The following is a 20,664-nucleotide window of genomic DNA, read 5'->3' on the forward strand; positions in this document are numbered from 1 at the left end:
CGATGCAGACCAGCGCCCCCACCATCGATGCCGCGCGCGGCCAATTGCGCGAGACTTTCGGCTTCGACCAGTTTCGCGGGCGCCAGGGCGAGGTGGTCGAGCGGGTGCTGGCGGGGCAGAGCACGCTGGCGGTGATGCCGACCGGCGCGGGCAAGTCGCTGACCTATCAATTGCCCGCGGTGATGCTGGAGGGGACCTGCCTTGTCATCAGCCCGCTGATCGCGCTGATGCACGACCAGCTGCGCTCGGCGCGCGCCAACGGCATCCGCGCGGCCACGCTGACCAGCGCCGATTCCGACTGGCGCGAGACCATCGATGCGTTTCGCGCCGGTTCGCTCGACCTGCTTTATGTCGCACCCGAGCGCGCGAGCCAGCCGCAATTCCGCGACATGCTCCACGCCGCCCCGCTGACGCTGTTCGCGATCGACGAGGCGCATTGCGTCAGCGAATGGGGCCATGATTTCCGCCCCGACTACCGCCAGTTGCGCCCGCTGATGGATGCCTTCCCGCAGGTTCCGCGGCTTGCGCTGACGGCGACCGCCGACCGCCAGACGCGCGACGATGTGCTCGCCCAGCTCGGGATTCCGGTCGAGGGGTTGGTGCTGGCGGGGTTCGACCGGCCCAATATCCGCTACACGATCGGGCATCGCGACAATCCGGTGCGGCAGTTGACGCAGGTGATGGCCGATAATCCGGGGCCGGGGATCGTATACGTGCCCACGCGGCGCAAGACCGAGGAACTGGCGGACAAGCTGGCCGCGGCGACCGGGCGCCCGGTGCGGCCCTATCACGCGGGTCTCGAGCCCGAGCGCCGCGCCGCCAACCAGGCGGCTTTCGTGGGCAGCGAGGACATGGTCATCGTCGCCACGGTCGCTTTCGGGATGGGGATCGACAAGCCGGATGTCCGCTTCGTCGCGCATGTCGGCATCCCCAAATCGATCGAGGGCTATTACCAGGAGACCGGCCGCGCCGGGCGCGACGGCGACCCCGCGCTGGCGACGATGCTCTGGGGCGCGGGCGATTTCGCGACCGCGCGCGCGCGCCTCGAGGAAGTGCCTGCCGACCGCCGGAACGCCGAGCGGGCGCGGCTCGATGGATTGGCCGCGCTGGTCGAAACGCCGGGGTGCCGGCGCGCGCTGCTGCTGCGGCATTTCGGCGAGGACCCGCCCGCGCGCTGCGGCAATTGCGACAATTGCCTCTCGCCGCCGAAAGTGACCGATGTCACCGAACTGGCGCGCAAGCTGCTCAGCGCGGCCTATCGCACCGGGCAGAGCTTCGGCTTCGGCCATCTGCAGAAGGTGCTGACCGGCTCGGCGGACGACCGGGTCCGCCAGCGCGGGCATGATTCGCTCTCGGTGTTCGGGATCGTCGGGTCTGACGAGGCGGCGCTGCTGCAGCCGCTGTCGCGGGCGCTGCAGGCGCGCGGGGCGCTGGTCTCGACCGAGCATGGCGGGCTGGCGCTGGGCGGCGATGCTACGGCGATCCTCAAGGGCGAGCAGCCGGTGGCGATCGTGGTCACTCCCAAGAGCGCGCGGAAACGGCGCGGCGATGCCACCCCCAATCCGGTCGGCGATCCGCTGTTCGAGGCGCTGCGGGCGCTGCGCAAGGAGCTGGCGGAAGAAGCACAGGTCCCGCCCTATGTCGTGTTCCACGACGCGACCTTGCGCGAGATGGCGCAGGCGCGCCCGGGCAGCCTGGCGGCGCTCTCGCGCATCCCCGGGGTGGGTGCGAAGAAGCTTGAAGCCTATGGCGCCCGCTTCCTGCAAGTAATCGGCGAGAACTAATCCGCAACACGAGCGTTATCGACGCAGTAACTATTGTTGGATACCTTCGAACCATGATCCTACGCCGCGCCTCCCAATGCTCGCGACCCTCGCTCTGGGCGGTGGGTGTGCTTGCGGCGCTCGCGGTGGCGGCCATTCCGGTGGCGGCTTTGCTGGCCCAGCCGGGTGCAGCACCCTTCACCATCGCCGAGAACGGCCAGGGCTTTGCCGAGTTGCAGGATGCGGTCGATGCGATCGGTGACGGCAGCGGCACGATCCTGTTCGCGCCGGGCACCTACAACCAGTGCGCAGTGCAGGAAGCTGGCCAGATCACCTATCGCGCCCGTGAATTCGGAACCGCCACGCTGGCCGGCGAGGCCTGTCAGGGCAAGGCGGCGCTGGTGCTCGATGGCGACGCGGCGACCGTGATCGGGCTGGTGTTTGCGGATATTTCCGTACCCGACCGCAACGGCGCGGGCATCCGCCTGCAGCGGGGCGCGCTCGAAGTGACGCAGAGCTGGTTCCGCGACAGCGAGCAGGGCATCCTGACCCATGCCGGCGACGATATCCGCCTGCGGATCGACAAATCCACCTTCACCCGGCTCGGCACCTGCGAAGGCGATGGTGGCTGTGCGCATTCGATCTACACCGGCGCGATCGCCGAAACCGCGGTGACCCGCAGCCGGTTCGAGCAGGGCACCGGCGGCCATTATCTCAAGTCGCGCGCGGCGCGCACCGTGGTCGAGGATTCCAGCTTCGACGATGCCGGCGGGCGCGAGACCAATTACATGATCGATCTGCCCAATGGCGGGACCGGGAACATCGCGGGCAATTGGTTCGTCCAGGGGCGCGACAAGGAAAACTGGTCGGCCTTCGTCGCCGTGGGTGCGGAAGGCGCGGAGTTTTCTTCCGACGGACTGACGATCGCTGGCAACGACGCGCGGCTGGTTCCGGGCTTGCGCCGCAACACGGCTTTCGTGGCGGACTGGACCGGCGACCGGCTGCAGATCCAGGACAACACGCTGGGTGCCGGCCTGCGGGAATTCGAGCGCCGCTAGAGACGCCGCTTAGGGCAGCAGATGCCCCGCCCGGTCGCGCTTGGTGGCGAGATAGCGGGTGTTGTGCGGATTGTCGGGCAGCGCATGCGGGACGCGCTCGGTCACCGTGATGCCATGGGCCTCGAGCGCGGCCACCTTGGCCGGGTTGTTGGTCATCAGCCGCACGCTGTCGATCCCCAGCAGTTCCAGCATCCGCACCGCAGTGGGAAAATCGCGCGCCTCGTCGGGCAGGCCCAGCCTGGTGTTGGCATCGACCGTGTCGAACCCCTGATCCTGCAGCCGGTAGGCGCGCAGCTTGTTGATCAGCCCGATCCCGCGCCCTTCCTGGCGCATGTAGAGCAGCACGCCCCAGCCGCCCTGCGCCGCTTCGTCGGCCATCGCGGCCAGCGCACCGTCGAGCTGCGGCCCGCAATCGCATTTGCGGCTGGCGAGCACATCGCCGGTGAGGCACTCGGAATGCAGCCGGACCAGCGGCACGCGCCCGCCATCGCGGCGCCCGATTACCAGCGCAACATGTTCGCGCATGTCGGCGACGTTGCGAAAGGCGATGATCTGCGCATCTTCGCTCGCTGCCACCGGCAGGCTGGCGCGGGTGACGATGCGCAGCCGCGACGGATCGCTGAACGCCGCCAGATCGTCGATACCGACGCTCACCGCCTCGCCCGCGCCCTCGGGGTCGACCAGGAAGGCGGGCAGAATGCCTGCGATCCGCGCCAGCTCCAGAGCGGCGCGCGCGGCGTCCTCCCAATCGAGCGCGAGCGCCTTGAACGGCCCCTTCATCGGCGTGGCGAGATCGAGCGCCGGATCGCCCACCGCCAGTGCGGCGGGCAGGTCGAAGGGTTCGGCGCCGCGTAGCAGCACCGGCTCGCCGGGCACCGCGGCCTCGCGCTGGTTGGCGAGCTTGAGCGTGGCGGCGCGGCTGGCGGAAATCAGCATCGCGGTGCCGCGCAGCTCTTCGCCATAGGCGGTCTCGACCGGTTGCAGCAGCGGCGCCTGCCCGATCCGCACCGGCCAGCCGTGGCGCAACGCATCGACCGCCTGCGCGGCACGGCGCGCCGGGGATGGGCCGGGGAATGGGCCGGAAGAGGGCGCCGTGCTCAGAGAGCGAACTTTGTCATCAGCGGGACATGGTCGCTGGGCTTCTCCCAGCCACGCGCGTCCTCGTGCACCGAATGCGCGATGGCCTGCTTCGCCAGTTCGGGGCTTGCCCACATGTGGTCGAGCCGGCGGCCGCGATCATTGGCTTGCCAGTCCTTCGCGCGATAGCTCCACCAGCTGTAATAGCGCTCGGGCGCGGCGATATGCTGGCGGCCGATATCGGCCCAGCCATGCGCATCGATGAATCGCTGTAGAGTCTCGACCTCGAGCGGGGTGTGGCTGACGACTTTCAGCAATTGCTTGTGGTTCCAGACATCGCTTTCAAGCGGGGCGACGTTGAAATCGCCGACGATCAGCGTCGGTCGGTCCACCGCATCAGCCCAGCGGGTCATGCGCTCGAAGAAATCGAGCTTCTGGCCGAATTTGACGTTCTGCTCGCGGTCGGGGATATCGCCGCCCGCGGGGACATAGACGTTCTCGACGATCATGCCCTGATGTGCGGGACCGGTCAGTTCCACCCCGACATGGCGGGCCTCGCCATTGTCCTGCCAGTCGTGGCGCGAAAAATCGCGGAACGGGATTTTCCCGACCGTCGCGACACCGTGATAGCCTTTTTGCCCGTGGACCGCGAAATGCTCGTAACCCAGCGCGCGGAAGGCGTCGTAGGGGAACTGATGTTCCTGGCATTTGATTTCCTGCAGGCACAATATGTCGGGCGCGTGCTCCTTGAGAAAGCGTCCGACGATCGGCATCCGCAGGCGGACCGAATTGATGTTCCATGTAACGATCGAGACCATGGCGGTCGCTTAGGCTGAGCCAGCGGGCGCGGCAAGTTTCACCGTTTCGTCGCATGGATGCTTCACGTAAGGGCGATGACGAACCCCCACAGGAGAATTGCGATGCCCTTCACCCGAGCCCTCGGCCTAACCACCGGCGTACTGGCGCTTTCGCTCGGTGGCTGCAGCGTTACGATGAACGACTACGGCGTCGCTTCCGCCACACCCTCCTCGCCCGCCTCGCCCGCCACTGCGGCAGCCGAACCGCAGCGGTCCAAGAATGTCATCCTGTTCATCGGCGACGGCATGGGCATTTCCACCATTACCGCGGCACGGATCTACGCCGGACAGAAGCTTGGCAAGCAGGGCGAAGAGCATGTGCTGCCGTTCGAGAATTTCGATAACGTCGCGCTGGTGAAGACCTACAACACCAATGCGCAGGTCCCCGACAGCGCCGGGACCGCGACCGCGATGCATTCGGGTCGAAAGACGCGGATCGGTATGCTCGGGATCGGCCCGGAGGCGAACAATGGCGATTGTCTCGCCGGAGAGCAGCATCACCTGCCGCTGCTGGGCGAGGAAGTGAAGGAGCGCGGGCTCGCGCTCGGCATCGTCAGCACGACGCGCCTGACGCACGCCACCCCGGCGTCGGTCTATGCCCGCAGCACCGATCGCAATTGGGAGGACGACACCGGCATTCCGGAGGATCAGCGAGGATTCGGCTGTCGCGACATCGCACTTCAGTTGGCCGAGGCCGATTTCGACGTTGCGCTGGGCGGCGGCCGGTCGAGCTTCTTTGGCGATGCCAGAGGGGGGCGGCGCGGACAGACCGATGCCAACCTTCCGGCGGACTGGGCCGCACGCACCGGCGGGACCTATGTCGAGGATGCCGCTTCGCTCGCTACGGCGCCCGGCGACCGGCCGGTCCTCGGCCTGTTTTCGGGCAGTCACATGACCTATATGGTCGATCGCCCGGCCGAGACCGCAGAGCCGACATTGACCGATCTGACCGCAGCCGCGATTGCCCGTCTCGTCAGCGATCCCGAGGGCTATTACCTGATGGTCGAGGGCGGTCGGATCGATCACGCCCACCATAGCGGTCAGGCGGGCTACGCGCTTGAGGAAACGGTCGAATTTGCCCGCGCGATTCAATACGCGATCGACAACACCGACCCCGCCGAAACGATGATCCTCGTCACCGCCGATCACAGCCATGTCTTCACGATTGCCGGCTACCCGCAGCGCGGCAACCCGATCTTGGGCCACGTGGTGCCCCCCAATGCGACGAACGAGGTCGGCGGCGAACCGACGCTCGCCGCGGATGGCAAACCCTATTCCACGCTGGGCTACGCCAACGGTCCGGGCGCAGTGACGGGTGAGCGCGCGGTCCCCGAAACGGACATCGCCGCTCGCCAGCAGGCCACCATTCCATTGGGCTCGGAAACTCATGCGGGAGAAGATGTTGCGCTCTACGCGAACGGGCCGGGGGCCCAACGAGTGCGGGGAGTGATCGAGCAGAACCTGATCTACGACATCATCCGCGCCGCCTATGGCTGGGCGGACTGAGCGGGGCAGTAACGCACAAAGGAAAACCCTCGCGCCGGGGGCATTGGCACGAGGGTTCCTTTGTGCGTTCGTCACGCTAGTAAAGAGCGGCTAGTCGAAGGTCGGGCAACAGGGGGGAAACCCGTCTTCAACCGCTCCCTGTGATTAGAAATAGACCGAATCGGATTGACCGAAAATGAACGGCGAGCCGCGTTTGGTCGCACCCAGCGCGCAATCCGCCCTCGACCCGTTCAGCCCGGACGACGGGACGATTTGCGGGGGTCCGAAAAGCGGAATGCGCTGTCCGCGACCGTCGCGCCGTAGCGGTGGTTGCGCAGCCGCACGACCGTGCGGTGGTTCTGCGCATCGAGCGCGACCCAATGGGTCAGTTTCAACCCGCCGGGCGACGCCGCATCGCGATTGAAGATCAGGGTGATCACGCCGAATTCGGGGCGCTTGGGATCGCGCACTTCGACGCTCACCACATCGGGGTGATTGGTGGGCACGAGTTTGCCGAACCGCTTTACGTCGCGGTTGGGATCGAGCAGCGCGCCGAGCGGCGAATTGGCGATCGGCCAGCGCTGGACCTGATCGACTTCGTAATCGACCAGATAGAGCGAGCTGCCGTTGGAAACGACCAGCATCTGGGCGCTCTTTTCGTACTGGAAACGGATCTTGCCGGGACGCTTGAGCGTCAGCTCGCCGCCGATGGAGCGGCCCTGGCGGTCGGTCTGGGTAAAATCGGCCTTGAGCGTGGAGATACCGCGCAACGCGGCGACCGCCTTGTCGAGATCGCCCGCGGCGGCCTCGGCCGGAACGGGAGCAACCACCGCTGCCAGCGGCAGAGCCGCTGCGAGCGCAAGCGCCGAAACGACGCGAATCGGGGAGGCGAAAATCGAGGACATGGTTATCATGCTCCGGTTATTGAGGGCGGAGCATTGAACCGTCACTGAACCCGGTGCGTTCCCGCCGTTCAGCAAGTCACAGGATTACTTGATCTTGGCTTCCTTGAACTCGACATGCTTGCGCACGACGGGATCGTACTTGCGGAAGGACATCTTTTCGGTCGTGTTCCGCGGATTCTTGCGGGTCACATAGAAGAAACCCGTATCGGCGGTCGAGACGAGCTTGATCTTGACGGTTGCGGGCTTCGCCATGACGCGGTCCTAATCTGTGTCGAGAGGGGCCGGGCCCCGAAAACATGGGTTTGAAAATCGGTTTGAAAAGCAGGAGGCGACGCATCGCGCCGCCCGTCAAGCTGGGGCCATTGCGCGAATCGCCCCTCAAAGTCAAGCGATCACCAGTCGGTCCCCTTGCGCACCGCGCCGCGTTTGGCCTTGACCGCGCCGCGTTCCTTCTTGGTCTTGAGCCGCTGGGTCTTGCCGATCCGGTTGAGCCGCGACTTGCGGCGTTTCTTGGGCGGGGTGAGCGCCTCGTCGAGCAGCGCGACCAGCCGGACGCGCGCCGCCTCGCGGTTGCGCTCCTGCGTACGGTGCTCGTTGGCGGTGAGCAGGATCTCGCCATCCTGCGTCAGCCGGCTCCCGGCGAGAATTTTCAGGCGCTCGAAGGCTTCGGGGGGCAGGCCGATCTGGAACACGTCGACGCGCAATTGCACCGCGGTCGCGACCTTGTTGACGTTCTGCCCGCCGGGGCCCGAGGAAGCGATGAACTTCTCCTCGGCGATCTCCAGCGCGCGATCGACGATTTTACCCATCCGAAAACCCGAGCGCGGCAAAATCGGCAGGCAGCGGGGCGACCGCCGAAACCGGAGGCTTGTCGCCGGGGCGCGGTACGGAGAGCGCGGCAGCGTGGAGCATGGTCCGCGCGACGCCATCCTTCACGCCATAGACGGGATCGCCCAGCAGCGGGATGCCGAGACCAGCGGCGGCGTGGATCCGGATCTGGTGGGTGCGCCCGGTTTCGGGGCGGAACTCGATCAGCGATTGGCCGTCGCGGCTGTCGAGCAGCCGCCAATGGGTGACCGCCTGCTTGCCCTGCGGGTCCGGGATCATCCGCCAGCCCTTTTCCTCGCTGCTGATCTTGGTGAGCGCGAGTTCGATCACCCCTTCGGTTTGATCAGGAACGCCAGCGAGGATGCCGAGATAGCGCTTCTCGACCAGCCGTTCCTCGAAGGCGCGCGAAAAGACCTTGAGCGACTTGGGATTGCGCGCCAGCAGCAGGCAGCCGCTGGTGTCCGAATCCAGCCGATGGACGGGTATCGGCGGCCGCTGAAAGCCCAGCTTGAGCGCCTCGAAATGGTCTTCGAGCGCCAGCCCGCCCCGACGCGGTCGCTCGACCGGCAGCCCGCCGGGCTTGTCGATCACCAGCGCTTCGCCGTCTTCGAACAGAATAGTGGGGGTCATGTCAGGAGCCTTGCAGGGTGCATTCCGCGCAGCGCATTGCCGAGCAGGAAGCCGTGTTCGAGATCGTCGAGAGTGAGGTCCGCTTCGCGCGCTTTGCCTGCCTCGAGCAGCGATTGGCGCAGCACGCCGGGTAGCAGGCCGAGCGCGGCAGCCGGGGTGAGCAGCATGCCGTCGCGCTCGACGAAGACGGTGCCGATGGAGCCTTCGGTCACCAGCCCGTCGTCGCGCAGGAACAGCGCTTCGCCCGCGCCCGCCAATGCGGCGGCATCGCGCGCGTCGTCGTAGAAGCCGCGATCGCTGGTCTTGTGGCGCAGCCGCCAGTCGCCGGGATCGACCGGGATCGGCAGCACGATGCAGTCGATCGGTGCGTCGGATGGCGCGGGCGGATGGCGTGCTTCGAGCGCGATCGCCCCGCTGCGCGCGATTCGCAGCCGGATGGCGTGCGGCGCGGCGAGATCGAAGCACAGCGCCTGGATCTGGTTGCGCGCCTCGTGGCGGTCGAAGGCGAAGCCCAATTGCTGGGCGCTGTCCTTGGCGCGCTTGAGATGCAGTTCGAGCAGCGCGATCCCGCTGTCGGGTTCGAACCGCATCGTTTCGATCAGCTCGCAGCCGGGCGCGGTAAGGTCGGGGGCGCTGGCCCGCGCGAACCCGGCCTTCAACTGTGCCTCGCGCCATTCGACCCGCGGATCGCTATCGGCGACGATCGCGCCGCCCACGCCGAGCACCGCCTTGCCGCGCGCGTTCTCGATCTCGGTCAGCCGCAGCGTGCGGATCGCGACGTTGAAGGCGGCATCGCCATCGGCATCGATCCGCCCGATCGCCCCGCAATAGGGCCCGCGCGCATCGCGTTCGACGGCATCGATCAGTTCCATCGCGCGGATCTTGGGTGCGCCGGTGATCGAACCGCAGGGAAAAAGCGCGCGCAGCAAATCTTGCGCGCCATGCCCCTCGGCGAGCCGCGCACGGACGGTGCTGACCATCTGGTGGACGGTGGGATAGCTCTCGATCGCGAAGGGGGCGTCGACACCAACGCTGCCCGGCTGCGCGACCCGGCTGAGATCGTTGCGCAACAGGTCGACGATCATCAAATTCTCGGCCTTGTCCTTGACCGACCCGGCCAGTTCTTCGGCCAGCGCAAGGTCCTCCGCCTCGTTCGCGCCGCGCGGGCGGGTGCCCTTCATTGGCTTGGCCTTGGCCTCGCCATCCTTGAGCGACACGAACAGTTCGGGTGAGAGGCTGATCAGCCAGTGATTGCCGTCGAACACCAGCCCGCCATAGCCCGCCTGCGCCGCGGGGCGCAGCGCGGCGTAGAGCGCCAGCGGATCGCCGGTGAAGCCCCCTGCGAGCGGGAGCGTGAGGTTGGCCTGATAGATATCGCCCGCGCGAATCGCGTCCTGCAATTGCGCGAAGGCTGCGTTATAGGCGCCTTGCGAGATCTGCGGATCGAGCGGGCCAAGGCTGGCCTTTCCTTTGGAGCGTTCAGCCAGCCAAGCGGGCATATCGGCGGCGGGGATGCGTTCGGGCTCGTCGAACAGCCCGAGCCAGACCAGCGGGCCCATGGCGCCCGAGCGCGCATCGGCGAGCGGGGCCAGCCGCGGCTCCAGCGCCAGGCCTGCCTCATAGGCAATGTAGCCCGCCAGCGGCTTGCCGCACTCGCGCCGCGCCGCATCGGCGCCGGCGAGCGCCGGGGCGACCTCGTCCGGGCGGCGGGCGACAAAAGTCGCAAGCGGTGCGGCGAACGCCAGCGCGGCCGCCGCGCCCTCGCCGCGCGCGTCGTCGAGCAGGACCATGGGCGTGCGCTCACTCATCGTCCGCCTCCTTTAGTCGCTGCTGCTCTCCTGTCGAGACGCTTGACCCGCGCGGCCCGCCTGCGCACATCCGCGCCAAGGACTTTAGTAATCGGGGCGGATGCGATGGACGGAATATTCCTGGGGCTCGGAGCCAATGGCGAACGGCAATATCTCCGGCTCGACCAGGCCAATCGCCACGGCCTGATCGCGGGCGCTACCGGGACCGGCAAGACCGTGACGCTGCAGGGGCTGGCCGAGAGTTTTTCGGCGCGGGGCGTCCCGGTGTTCGTCGCCGATGTGAAGGGCGATCTGGCGGGAGTCGCCATGGCTGGCAGCCCGCAGTTCAAGAACGCCGACAAGCTCGAGGCGCGCGCGGCGCAGCTGGACATGGCCGACTATGCCTATGCCGACAATGCGGCGGTGTTCTGGGACTTGTACGGCGAACAGGGCTTCCCGATCCGCACCACGGTCAGCGAGATGGGACCGCTGCTGCTCGCCCGCCTGCTCGATCTCAACGCAACCCAGGAAGGCGTGCTGCAGATCGTGTTTCGCCACGCCGACGAGAACGGGCTGCTGCTGCTCGATCTGGGCGATCTGCAATCGATGCTCGCCTGGGCCTATGACAATTCCGGCGCGCTGTCGGGGACCTATGGCAATGTCTCGAAGCCCAGCGTCGGCGCGATCCAGCGGCAATTGCTCAGCTTCGAAAGCCAGGGCGCGGACATGTTCTTCGGTGAGCCCGCGCTCGAGATCGACGATCTCATCGCCACCGACGAGCGCGGCCGCGGGGTGATCAACGTGCTCGCCGCCGACCGGCTGATGCGCAGTCCCAAGCTCTACGCGACCTTCCTGTTCTGGCTGCTCGCCGAATTGTTCGAGAGCCTTCCCGAGGTCGGCGACCCCGAGAAGCCGCGGCTGGTGTTCTTCTTCGACGAGGCGCATCTGCTGTTCGACGGGGCTCCCGCGGTGCTCGAGGACACGATCGAGCAGGTCGTCCGACTGATCCGCTCCAAGGGCGTCGGGGTCTATTTCGTCACCCAGAACCCGATCGACATCCCGGAAAAGATCGCCGGCCAGCTGGGCAACCGCATCCAGCATGCGCTGCGCGCCTTCACCCCGCGCGACCAGCGCGCGGTCAAGGCGGCGGCTGAGACCTTTCGGGTCAACGACGCGCTCGATGTCGAGAGTGCGATCACCGAACTCAAGGTCGGCGAGGCGCTGGTTTCGACGCTGGACGAAGATGGCGCGCCCTCGGTGGTGCAACGCACTCTGATCGCACCGCCGCATTCGCGGCTTGGCCCGGTCACCGCGGACGAACGCCGGATCGTCAATTCGGTGAGCTTGGTGGAGGGCAAATACGACCTCACGGTCGATCGCGAAAGCGCGACCGAAGTGCTTGCCGCCAAGGCGCTGGATGCCGCGGCTACGGCTGAGGAGGTCGAGCAGACGGGGAAGGTCGAGGTCGGCCGGCGCAGCCGCAAGACCACGACACTGTGGGAACGCGCGGGCAAGGCCGCCGCGGGGGCAGCGGCGAGTTCGACCGCGAGCGTGCTGGCGGCGCGGATATTGGGCAAGACCAGCCGCGCCGATCCGGTGCGCACTGCCACCACCGCGGCGGCGGGAACCATCGCCAGCAGTTTCGGTGGCGCGATCGCGGGGCGGTTCGTGCGTAATCTCGTCGGCGGGCTGATGCGCTAGCTCAGCCGGTCGGCAGCCGGAATTCGGCCCGCAGGCCACCCTGAGGCCGGTTGGCGAGCACCAGCGTGCCGCCGTGCTGCTCGGCCACCGCGCGCGCCAGCGCCAGCCCCAGACCGGCGCCCCCGGTGTCTCGGTTGCGGCTGGCTTCGCCGCGGGTGAAGGGCTCGAGCATTTCGGCAAGACGGTCCTCGGGAATGCCGGGGCCATTGTCCTCGACCCGCAGTACCGCCCAGTCGCCTTCGCGCAGCACGGTGATTTCTGCGGAACCGCCATAGCGTAAGGCGTTGGTGATGAGGTTGCGCAGGCCCCGCTTTACCCAGGTGATCCGCACCGGGGCGGGGAGGCGGACCTGCTGCTCCATCGTCACCGGCTCGCCCATATCCTCGAACTCCTCGACCACCGACGCCGCCAGCGCGCCCAATTCGGTGCGTTCGGCGGGGACATCGCTGCGCCCGATGCGGGCGAGCTGGAGGATCTCGTCGAGCGTGCGGGTGATATCCTCGATGGTCGCGGCCATGATGGCGCGCGCCTTGGGGTTCTCGACCCCCTCGATCCGGACGCGCAGCGCGGCGAGCGGGGTCTTGAGGTCGTGGCCGATCGCGCCGAGCATCACGTCCTTCTCGTCGAGCATCGAGCCGATCCGCGCCTGCATCGCATTGTGCGCGGCGATCAGCCGCCGGATGTCCTCGGGCCCGCTGAGCGCGAGCGGCGCGTCGGGCGCACCCGTTCCCGAGAACCGCCGCGTGCTTTCGGCCAGCGCGCCGAGCGGGCGAGTGATCCGCCGCAGGACGAACCACAGCAATACCATCAGCACCGCAATCAGGATCGCGGTCTGCAACAGCAGCGTGCCCAGAATGCGGCCTTCGCGGGGGGGATCGACGACTCGCGCGACTTCCCACTCGCTCGCGCCCTCACGCCGCAGACCGACGACGAACAGTGCCTGCCGCTCGGCCAGCGCGATGCGAAGGCGCGGCTGGCGCTCCACGGCGGCGGCGATGACGGGATCGGACACGACCGGTCGCCTGGTCACCACCAGTTCGGCGATATCGACACCCTGCGACGACAGGATCGCGTCGATCGCCGCCTCGCCATCCTCGTGGCGGCTTTCGCCGGGCAGGAGCGGCGAGGCATCCTGCGTGCTGTAGCGGAGCTGGCGAGGCAGCCGACGCAACGCCCGGTCGTGCCGCGGGTTGCGCGCCCCCTCGTTCATCCGGCGCATCTCCCGGCGCGCCTGTCGCTCCTCGCCACCGCGCGGACCGGCGGAACCCACCACGAGATGGAAGGCGGCGGCGTTGAGCAGGGCGGTGTCGCGGCGCTGTTCGGCGGCGCGATAGAGCAGCACCGCCGAGATCGCCTGCGCCACGATCAGCGCGACCGCGACCGCAAGCAGGGTCTGGCCGATGAGGCTGCGCGGGATCAGGCGCATGCTATCAGCCCGCGATCGCGGCGCGCGTGACATCGGCGGCGAAGCGATAGCCGCCGCCGCGCACGGTCTGGATATAGTCGGGGTTGCGGCTGTCGCTCTCGATCTTGCGGCGCAGGCGGCTGACCTGATTGTCGACCGCGCGGTCGAACAGATTCGCCTCGCGCCCCTGGACCAGATCGAGCAGCAGATCGCGGTCGAGCACCTGGCGGGGATGATCGCAGAAGGCGCGCAGCATGCGGAACTCTGCGGTCGAGAGCGGCACGGTCACGCCCTCGGGATCGGCGAGCCGCTGCTTGAGCGGATCGAGCGTCCAGCCGTCGAAACTGTAGCCCAGCTCGGGCGCTTCGGGAGCGTCATTGCGCCCCGACCGGCGCAGCACCGAACGAATCCGTGCCACCAGCTCGCGCGGTTCGAAGGGTTTTGTGACGTAATCGTCGGCGCCGATCTCGAGCCCGACGATCCGGTCTGTCGCCTCGCCGCGCGCGGTGAGAAGGATCACCGGCAGCTGGCGGTTCTCGACCAGATGGCGGCACAGCGACAACCCGTCCTCGCCTGGCATCATGATGTCGAGCAGGACGATGTCGATCGGTTCGGTCGCCAGCAGGCTGCGCGCAGCGGCGGCGCCGGAGACTTCGCTCACGACGAACCCCTGACCGGTAAGATACTCGGCCAGGGGTTCGCGCAAGGTTGCCTCGTCATCGACGAGGAGGATGGTGGTGGGCGCAGGATCGGTCATTTGCTGTCCCTGCGCCTAGCGCCGGGGCGATCGCTTCGACAAGCTATACCGCCGGTTTACTGCTGTGCCTGGCCCGCGCGCCGCTGCTGCATCCGCTCGCGCATTTGCGTGCGCATCTGGGCATGGGCGGCCCGGCGTTCCTCGGCGGTGATGACGCCATTGCCATCGGCATCGACGCGGGCGAAGTGCGCTGCAATCGCGGTGTCGAATTCCGCGCGGGTGATTGCACCGTCATTGTCGGCGTCGGCGGTCCGCATGATCATGCCGCCCATCGCATGACCGCCACGTCCGCCGCGACCCATCCGGGCCATTCGGTCGCCGCGCTGGCCACGCCGTTCGGCGCGGTCACCGCGTTCGCCACGATCGGCGCGGGCTTCGCGGGGGGCGTTCATTTCTTCCTGCGACAAGCCGCCGGATCCGTCGGTGTCGAGCCGGGCGAAACGGGTCGTGCCGCGTTCGGCCATCTTCTCGCGGCGTTCGGCCATGCGTTCCTGCTGCCGGGCCTGGCGCTGGGCCCGGCGCGCCTCGCCGGCGGCCTGCATTTCGGCCTGGGTAACTTCGCCGTCGTTGTTCGCGTCCATGGCGGCGAAGCGCGCCGCCTGGCGGGCGGTGCGGTCGGCGGCGTCGATAACGCCGTCGGAATTGGCATCCATCCGCGCGAATATCGCACCATGCCGGGCCTGCATTTCGGCAAGCGTGATCTGACCGTCGCCATTGGCGTCGGCCTTGGTGCGGTCATTGGTCTGGGCAAGCGCGGCACTGCCGCCGGCCAGCGCGAGCGCCGCGGCGGAAAGGGTAAGGGCGATGGTTTTCGTGGGGGTCTTCATGGGGCCGTACTCCGTTTCATTTCGATCGGGAGAGTTGCGGCAGCACCGCAACTCATGACCACGCTTCTACAGCGCCTGTGTCGCAGGATTATGCCCGCCGGGGGCGATCTTATCGCAGTTTGTATCGCCGGGACCGCGGCGTTCATCCCCCCGCAAGTGAGGGCGCAAGTCAGCGGGGCCGGTGCTCGGTCCCCTCGCCCGCGGTGATGAAGATCGCGGTCGCCGGTTCGATCACATCGGCGATGTGCCACACGCCCGGAGGATTGATGGCATAATCGCCCGGCCCCAGCGTCACCGTTTCGCGCCGGCCATCGGGCCATTCCTGCGTGAGCACCATCGAACCAGCGGTGCAAATGACCAGCTCGCTGCCATGCGGGTGCATCTCCCAGCTCGGCCAGTCCTCGGTGAAACTGTATTGCGAGACCAGCCGCCCGTCGGGGCCATCGGCGCCATGGCGCCGTTCATAGCTCTCGTACCATTCCATGCTTCCCGTGAAGGCGGGTTGCGAAATCGCGGTGGCGCCCGGCCCGAGGTGGACGAAGCTTTCTTCGATCCGCTCGGGCCCCGCCACACTATTGCGCCTTCGTCATCACGAAGGCGTTCAACTTGTTGCCATCGGGATCGCGGAAATAGGCGGCGTAGAAGACATTGCCCTGCTCGTCCGCCTCGCCGCGTGGGCCGGGTTCTCCCTCGTCGGTGCCGCCATGTTCGAGCGCGATGGCATGGAGGCGGTGGACCTGGGCGCTGTCCACCGCTTCGAGTGCCACCATCATGCCATTACCAACGCTTGCAGCTTTGCCGTCATAGGGCTTGGTCGCGGCGATCCCGGCGGGGCCGTCCATCTTGCCCCAGGCGATGAAGCTGTCGAACTCCATCATCCGCCCAACCCCCATCTCCGCGGCGATGGCGTCGTAAAACCTGGCAGCGCGTTCGAGGTCGTTGGTTCCGACCGTTACATATCCCAGCATTCGCATCACTCCCTCGCGACTCGCGACCACAGGAACATTACGCGAACAAAACCGCTGCGACAAGTTCTCCTACAGCGGCGCGCATTCCGCTTCGAGCCAGGCGAGATCGTCGCCCTCGAGCTGCGGCGCGAGGATTGTGCGCACCTGCGCATGATAGGCGTTACACCAGTCGATCTCGCCGTCTGTAAGCAAGGCCTTGTCGACCAGTTGGCGATCGAGCGGCACGGACGTGAGGGTCTCGAAGCCCAGCCAGTCGCCCTCGGCTCCCTCGATCTCGGCATCGACGGTCAGCACCAGATTCTCGATCCGGATGCCGAATTCGCCCGGCTTGTAATAGCCCGGCTCGTTCGACAGCAGCATGCCCGCCGCCAGCGGGGTGTCGGTGCCCGCAAAGGCGCCGCCCGATTTGGAAATCCGCTGCGGGCCCTCGTGGACCGCGAGATAGCTGCCCACGCCATGCCCGGTGCCGTGGCCGTAATCGACCCCGGCCTGCCACAGATGCATCCGCGCCAGCGTGTCGAGCTGGCCGCCATTGGTGCCGACCGGGAACCGCGCCTGCGCCAGCTGGATATGGCCTTTGAGCACGCGGGTGTTGCGATCGATCATCTCGGCGCTGGGCTCGCCCGGGCCGACCCAGACGGTGCGGGTGATGTCGGTGGTTCCGTCGAGATATTGCCCGCCCGAGTCGCACAGGAAGATGCTCGAGGGCGGGATCGGGATGTTGGAATCCTCGTCCACCTTGTAATGCGGCAGCGCGGCATGGCCCGCCGCGGCGCTGATGGTGTCGAAGCTGGTGTCCTTGAGGTCCGGGCTGAGCCCACGGAACTCGCGCAATTTGGCGGCGGCGCCTAGTTCGTCCACTTCGCCCGAAGGGGCGTTTTCGGCAATCCAGCGCAGGAACCGCACCACTGCGGCGCCGTCACGCGCCTGGGCGTCGCGATGCCCTTGTTGTTCGGCAGGAGTCTTGATCGCCTTGGGCAGGACCGCTGGATCTTCCGCCCTGCTCACCCTTGCGCCTGCCCTTTCCAGCGCGTGGAAGATACCCGCCACCGCGCGGTCCGGATCGACCGCCACGCTCTTGCCCGACAGGCTCTCCAGCGCCGGTACGAACTCGGCGCGGTCGCGCAGCGTCACCGCGTTCCCCAGATGCTGCGCGAGTTCGGGCGAGACCTTGTCGGGTACGATGAACAGATCGGCGGTGCCGTCGGCGCGGACCAGGGCGTAGGACAGCGCTACCGGGGTGTTGTCGATATCGGCGCCGCGCATGTTCATCAGCCAGGCGACCGAATCGAGCGCGGTGACCACGGTCGCGTCATGGCCTTCTTCCTTGAGCCAGTCCGCGATTGCGTTGCGCTTGTCGGCGCTCGAGCGACCGGCGAAGCGATCCTCGTGCGGAACCGCCTGCGCGGGCGAGGGCGCGGGCCGGTCTTCCCAGATCGCGTCGATCGGATTGGCGTCGAGCGGGATGAGTTCGATACCCTTGCGGCCCAGTTCCTTGGCAGCCGCTTCGGCCCATTCCACGCCGTGGAGCCAGGCGTCGTAGCCGATCCGCGCGCCCTTGGCGGAGTGCTTGGCGATCCATTTCGCCGGACTGGTGGCGGGCACATCCTCGTAATCGAAGAGCGTCGCATCGACCTGTTCGCGCACCTGGACGGTGTAGCGCCCGTCGGTGAACATCGCCGCGCCCTTGCCCGAATATTGCCCCGCCAGCACTGCCGCGCTGCCCGCGCTGCCCGCAAAACCGGTTAGCCACAGCAGCCGCTGGGCGTAGGAGCCGACATATTCGCTCATGTGTTCGTCGGAGATCGGGATGACGAAGCCGTCGAGGTCGCGGCGCTGCAATTCCTTGCGCAGGGCGTCGAGGCGGGTTTCATGGGTGTTCATCAGCATCGGTTTTGACCTTTCATCGGGGCCGGTCGGCAAATGCGACTCGGCGCTTGCGGCGCGCGTCGCAGCCGCATAATCATCCCACCCGACATAGCGATGCGCAGCCCGGCTTTCCACCGCTTGCGCCTCAAGGGAGGGATCTTTGATGGCTTTCATGCGATTGGGCGGTGTTTTGTGTGCCGCCGGACTGGCGCTCGCCGCCCCTCTCACCACCCAGACCCCCGTCCATACCCCCGAAGGGAACTCCGTGCCGCAATCCGTTACCCCGCCGACTGCTCCTCCAATCGCCGAGCAGCGCGAGCATTCCTATACGCGCCACGGCATTACGATCGCCGACCCCTACAACTGGCTGCACGACAAGTCCTATCCCACCGTCGATGACGCGGATGTACTCGCTTACCTCAACGCCGAGAACGCCTGGTTCGAAGCGCAGATGAAGCCGCAGCAGACGCTGGTCGACACGCTGTTCGAGGAGATGAAGGCGCGGATCAAGGAAGACGATTCCACTGTGCCGCAGCGGCAGGGCGACTATCTCTACTGGTCCGAATTCGAGCAAGGTGCGGAGTACCGGAAATACTATCGCAAGCCTGTGGCAGGCGGCGATGCGCAACTGATCCTCGACGAGAATGCGCTCGCCGAGGGCAAGGAATATTTCCGGCTTGGCGCCTTCTCGGTGAGCAACAACGGGCGCTATCTCGCCTATTCGGCGGATGACGACGGCTCCGAGCGGTTCGATGTCCGGATCAAGGATCTCGAGAGCGGCGAACTGCTCCCCGACACGATCCCCGGTACGCTGTCGGGGCTGGTCTGGGTGATGCAGGATCGCGGGCTGGTCTATGGCGTCGCCAACGACAATTGGCGCGTCCACGACGCAACGTTGCACGTCATCGGCACGCCGGTGAGCGAGGATGTCGAGCTTTATCGCGAGACGCAGGACGATGGTTTCCGCGTCGGCGCCGGCATCTCCGCGCAGGAAGACTGGCTGATCATCGGCACCGGCGACAATGAGACCAGCGAGGTCCGGCTGGTGCGCGCCGACGACCCGACCGGCGAGCAGATCGTGGTCGCCCCGCGCCGCAAGGGTGTCGAATACGATGTCGATATTCGCGACGGGAAAGTCTTTGTCCTCACCAATGACGAGCACGTCAACTTCAGGCTCGCCACCGCCGATCTTGCGACGCCCGGCGAATGGAACACGCTGATCGCCGGATCTGACGAATTCTACCTGACCGATTTCGGGCTGTTCAAGGATTACTACGTCACCGAGGGGCGGTTGAGCGGCCTCGACCAGATCCAGATCCGCGACTACGCGGATCCCGCACTGGTCAAGCCGGTCGCCTTTGCCGAAGCCAGCTTCGATACCGGTCTCTCGGACAATCCCGAATACGATCAGGACAAGCTACGCCTTTCCTACGAGAGCATGGTCACGCCCAATTCGGTCTACGATTATAACGTCGCTAGCGGCGAGCTCGAGCTGCTCAAGCAGCAGGAAATCCCCAGCGGCTACGACCCTTCGCTCTACACCACCGAACGGCTCGAGATCACCGCGCGCGACGGGACCCGGGTCCCGGTCAGCGTGGTGATGCGCAAGGATCGTCCGAAGGGTGAAGGTGGGCCGCTCCACCTCTACGCCTATGGCGCCTATGGCTATGCAGTGCCGCCGGGCTTCTCGACCACGCGGCTGAGCCTCGTCGATCGCGGCTACGCCTATGCCATCGCGCATATCCGCGGCGGCGACGATCTGGGGCGCAAATGGTATCTCGCGGGCAAGCTCAATGAACGCACCAACACTTTCAACGATTTCGTCGATGTCGCGAAGGGGCTGGTCGAGGCGGGCTACACCGAGCAGGGCAAGATCAGCATCTCGGGCGGCTCCGCCGGGGGCGAGCTGATGGGTGCGGTGGTCAACACCGATCCCGAGCTGTGGGGCGCGGTGGTGGCGCATGTGCCCTTCGTCGATGTCCTCAACACCATGCTCGACGCCGATCTGCCGCTGACGCCAGGCGAATGGCCCGAATGGGGCAATCCGATTCTGAGCAAGCAGGCCTTCGCCTACATCCTCTCCTACAGCCCCTATGATCAGGTGGTGGCGCAGGACTATCCGCCGCTGCTGGTGACGGCGGGGCTCAACGATCCGCGGGTGACCTATTGGGAACCGGCCAAATGGGTCGCCAAGCTGCGCACCACCAAGACCGACGACAACACGCTGCTGCTCAAGACCAACATGGGCGCCGGCCACGGCGGCAAGTCGGGGCGCTTCCAGTCGATCTACGAGACCGCCGAGGAAGTCGCCTTCATCCTGTGGCAGATGGGCGAGGCGAAGTAGCCCCGTTGGCCGAACGCTTCGAAAAGACCTTCACCGCGGCGCCCCAGCACATCGACGTGATGGGCCACGTCAACAATGCGGTGTGGGTCCAGTGGATTCAGGACATGGCGACCGCGCATTGGGATGCGGTCGCCCGGGCCGAGGACCGCGCGGCGGTGGTCTGGCTCGTGGTGCGGCACGAGATCGACTATCGCGGCAATATCGCCGAGGGCGAAAGCGCGACTGCCACCACCTGGATCGAGGGCGACGCCCGAGGTGCCAAATCGCTGCGCCGGGTCGATTTCCACAATGCCGCGGGGCGGCTGGTGGTGTCCGCCGCGACCACCTGGGCGATGCTCGACCGCGTGACCGGGCGGCCGCTGCGGGTCAGGCCCGAACTGCTCGCGCCGTTCCGCGCCTGATC

General features: G+C 66.9%; 19 protein-coding genes. 6 read left to right on the plus strand and 13 right to left on the minus strand.

The window, feature by feature from the left end:
* Positions 1–2: 2 nt before the first annotated feature.
* Positions 3–1,784 carry a DNA helicase RecQ gene (gene recQ / locus A9995_RS13360; RefSeq protein ID WP_067613830.1) on the plus strand — a complete coding sequence of 594 codons (1,782 nt, stop codon included), beginning with the start codon at positions 3–5 and terminating at the stop codon, positions 1,782–1,784.
* Positions 1,785–1,837: 53 nt separating this feature from the next.
* Complete coding sequence (locus A9995_RS13365) at positions 1,838–2,821, plus strand: hypothetical protein (protein WP_067613832.1); 984 nt, start codon at positions 1,838–1,840, stop codon at positions 2,819–2,821.
* 9 nt (positions 2,822–2,830) lie between these two features.
* Here A9995_RS13365 and ribA read toward each other — a convergent pair whose 3' ends face one another.
* Positions 2,831–3,847, minus strand: coding sequence for a GTP cyclohydrolase II (gene ribA / locus A9995_RS13370; protein WP_067613834.1), 1,017 nt, complete (start codon positions 3,845–3,847; stop codon positions 2,831–2,833).
* Between the two features lie 71 nt (positions 3,848–3,918).
* The gene (gene xth, locus A9995_RS13375; protein ID WP_067613836.1) at positions 3,919–4,716 is read right to left on the minus strand and encodes an exodeoxyribonuclease III; all 798 of its coding nucleotides are present in this window, start codon (positions 4,714–4,716) and stop codon (positions 3,919–3,921) included.
* Positions 4,717–4,818: 102 nt separating this feature from the next.
* Between xth and A9995_RS13380 the strand changes: the two genes are divergently transcribed.
* The gene (locus tag A9995_RS13380) at positions 4,819–6,261 is read left to right on the plus strand and encodes an alkaline phosphatase (RefSeq protein ID WP_067613838.1); all 1,443 of its coding nucleotides are present in this window, start codon (positions 4,819–4,821) and stop codon (positions 6,259–6,261) included.
* A gap of 230 nt (positions 6,262–6,491) precedes the next feature.
* On the opposite strand, the gene A9995_RS13385 is transcribed toward A9995_RS13380, so the two are convergent.
* The 5 genes from A9995_RS13385 to pabB all read right to left on the minus strand — a co-directional run bounded on the left by A9995_RS13385 (position 6,492) and on the right by pabB (position 10,411).
* On the minus strand, positions 6,492–7,154 hold the full coding sequence (locus A9995_RS13385; RefSeq protein ID WP_067613840.1) for an outer membrane lipoprotein carrier protein LolA: 663 nt from the start codon (positions 7,152–7,154) through the stop codon (positions 6,492–6,494).
* A 75-nt stretch (positions 7,155–7,229) separates the two neighbouring features.
* The gene (gene rpmG, locus A9995_RS13390; protein WP_067613842.1) at positions 7,230–7,397 is read right to left on the minus strand and encodes a 50S ribosomal protein L33; all 168 of its coding nucleotides are present in this window, start codon (positions 7,395–7,397) and stop codon (positions 7,230–7,232) included.
* A gap of 140 nt (positions 7,398–7,537) precedes the next feature.
* Complete coding sequence (gene arfB, locus A9995_RS13395) at positions 7,538–7,954, minus strand: alternative ribosome rescue aminoacyl-tRNA hydrolase ArfB (RefSeq protein WP_067613844.1); 417 nt, start codon at positions 7,952–7,954, stop codon at positions 7,538–7,540.
* Positions 7,947–8,603, minus strand: coding sequence for an RluA family pseudouridine synthase (locus A9995_RS13400; RefSeq protein WP_067613846.1), 657 nt, complete (start codon positions 8,601–8,603; stop codon positions 7,947–7,949). Before A9995_RS13400 ends, arfB begins: the two co-directional genes overlap by 8 nt.
* Positions 8,600–10,411 carry an aminodeoxychorismate synthase component I gene (gene pabB, locus A9995_RS13405; protein ID WP_067613848.1) on the minus strand — a complete coding sequence of 604 codons (1,812 nt, stop codon included), beginning with the start codon at positions 10,409–10,411 and terminating at the stop codon, positions 8,600–8,602. The genes A9995_RS13400 and pabB overlap by 4 nt, the downstream gene beginning before the upstream one ends.
* A gap of 105 nt (positions 10,412–10,516) precedes the next feature.
* Between pabB and A9995_RS13410 the strand changes: the two genes are divergently transcribed.
* Positions 10,517–12,091, plus strand: a complete 1,575-nt coding sequence (locus A9995_RS13410; protein ID WP_067613850.1) for a helicase HerA-like domain-containing protein — start codon at positions 10,517–10,519, stop codon at positions 12,089–12,091.
* A gap of 1 nt (position 12,092) precedes the next feature.
* On the opposite strand, the gene A9995_RS13415 is transcribed toward A9995_RS13410, so the two are convergent.
* The 6 genes from A9995_RS13415 to A9995_RS13440 form a co-directional block, all read right to left on the minus strand.
* Positions 12,093–13,517 carry an ATP-binding protein gene (locus A9995_RS13415; RefSeq protein WP_067613852.1) on the minus strand — a complete coding sequence of 475 codons (1,425 nt, stop codon included), beginning with the start codon at positions 13,515–13,517 and terminating at the stop codon, positions 12,093–12,095.
* A 4-nt stretch (positions 13,518–13,521) separates the two neighbouring features.
* Complete coding sequence (locus tag A9995_RS13420; protein ID WP_067613854.1) at positions 13,522–14,253, minus strand: response regulator; 732 nt, start codon at positions 14,251–14,253, stop codon at positions 13,522–13,524.
* Positions 14,254–14,309: 56 nt separating this feature from the next.
* Positions 14,310–15,080, minus strand: coding sequence for an EF-hand domain-containing protein (locus tag A9995_RS13425; RefSeq protein WP_067613856.1), 771 nt, complete (start codon positions 15,078–15,080; stop codon positions 14,310–14,312).
* Between the two features lie 169 nt (positions 15,081–15,249).
* A complete protein-coding gene (locus A9995_RS13430; RefSeq protein ID WP_067613857.1) occupies positions 15,250–15,651 on the minus strand; it encodes a cupin domain-containing protein in 402 nt (133 codons plus the stop codon).
* 1 nt (position 15,652) lies between these two features.
* Positions 15,653–16,048 carry a VOC family protein gene (locus A9995_RS13435; protein ID WP_067613859.1) on the minus strand — a complete coding sequence of 132 codons (396 nt, stop codon included), beginning with the start codon at positions 16,046–16,048 and terminating at the stop codon, positions 15,653–15,655.
* Positions 16,049–16,117: 69 nt separating this feature from the next.
* On the minus strand, positions 16,118–17,938 hold the full coding sequence (locus A9995_RS13440; RefSeq protein WP_067613915.1) for an aminopeptidase P family protein: 1,821 nt from the start codon (positions 17,936–17,938) through the stop codon (positions 16,118–16,120).
* A gap of 142 nt (positions 17,939–18,080) precedes the next feature.
* Between A9995_RS13440 and A9995_RS13445 the strand changes: the two genes are divergently transcribed.
* Positions 18,081–20,261 carry a S9 family peptidase gene (locus A9995_RS13445; RefSeq protein ID WP_233998218.1) on the plus strand — a complete coding sequence of 727 codons (2,181 nt, stop codon included), beginning with the start codon at positions 18,081–18,083 and terminating at the stop codon, positions 20,259–20,261.
* A 5-nt stretch (positions 20,262–20,266) separates the two neighbouring features.
* Complete coding sequence (locus A9995_RS13450) at positions 20,267–20,662, plus strand: thioesterase family protein (protein ID WP_067613861.1); 396 nt, start codon at positions 20,267–20,269, stop codon at positions 20,660–20,662.
* The last annotated feature ends 2 nt before the right edge of the window (positions 20,663–20,664 follow it).

Source organism: Erythrobacter sp. QSSC1-22B (assembly GCF_001678665.1).
In the GTDB taxonomy this organism is placed as follows: Bacteria; Pseudomonadota; Alphaproteobacteria; order Sphingomonadales; family Sphingomonadaceae; genus Qipengyuania.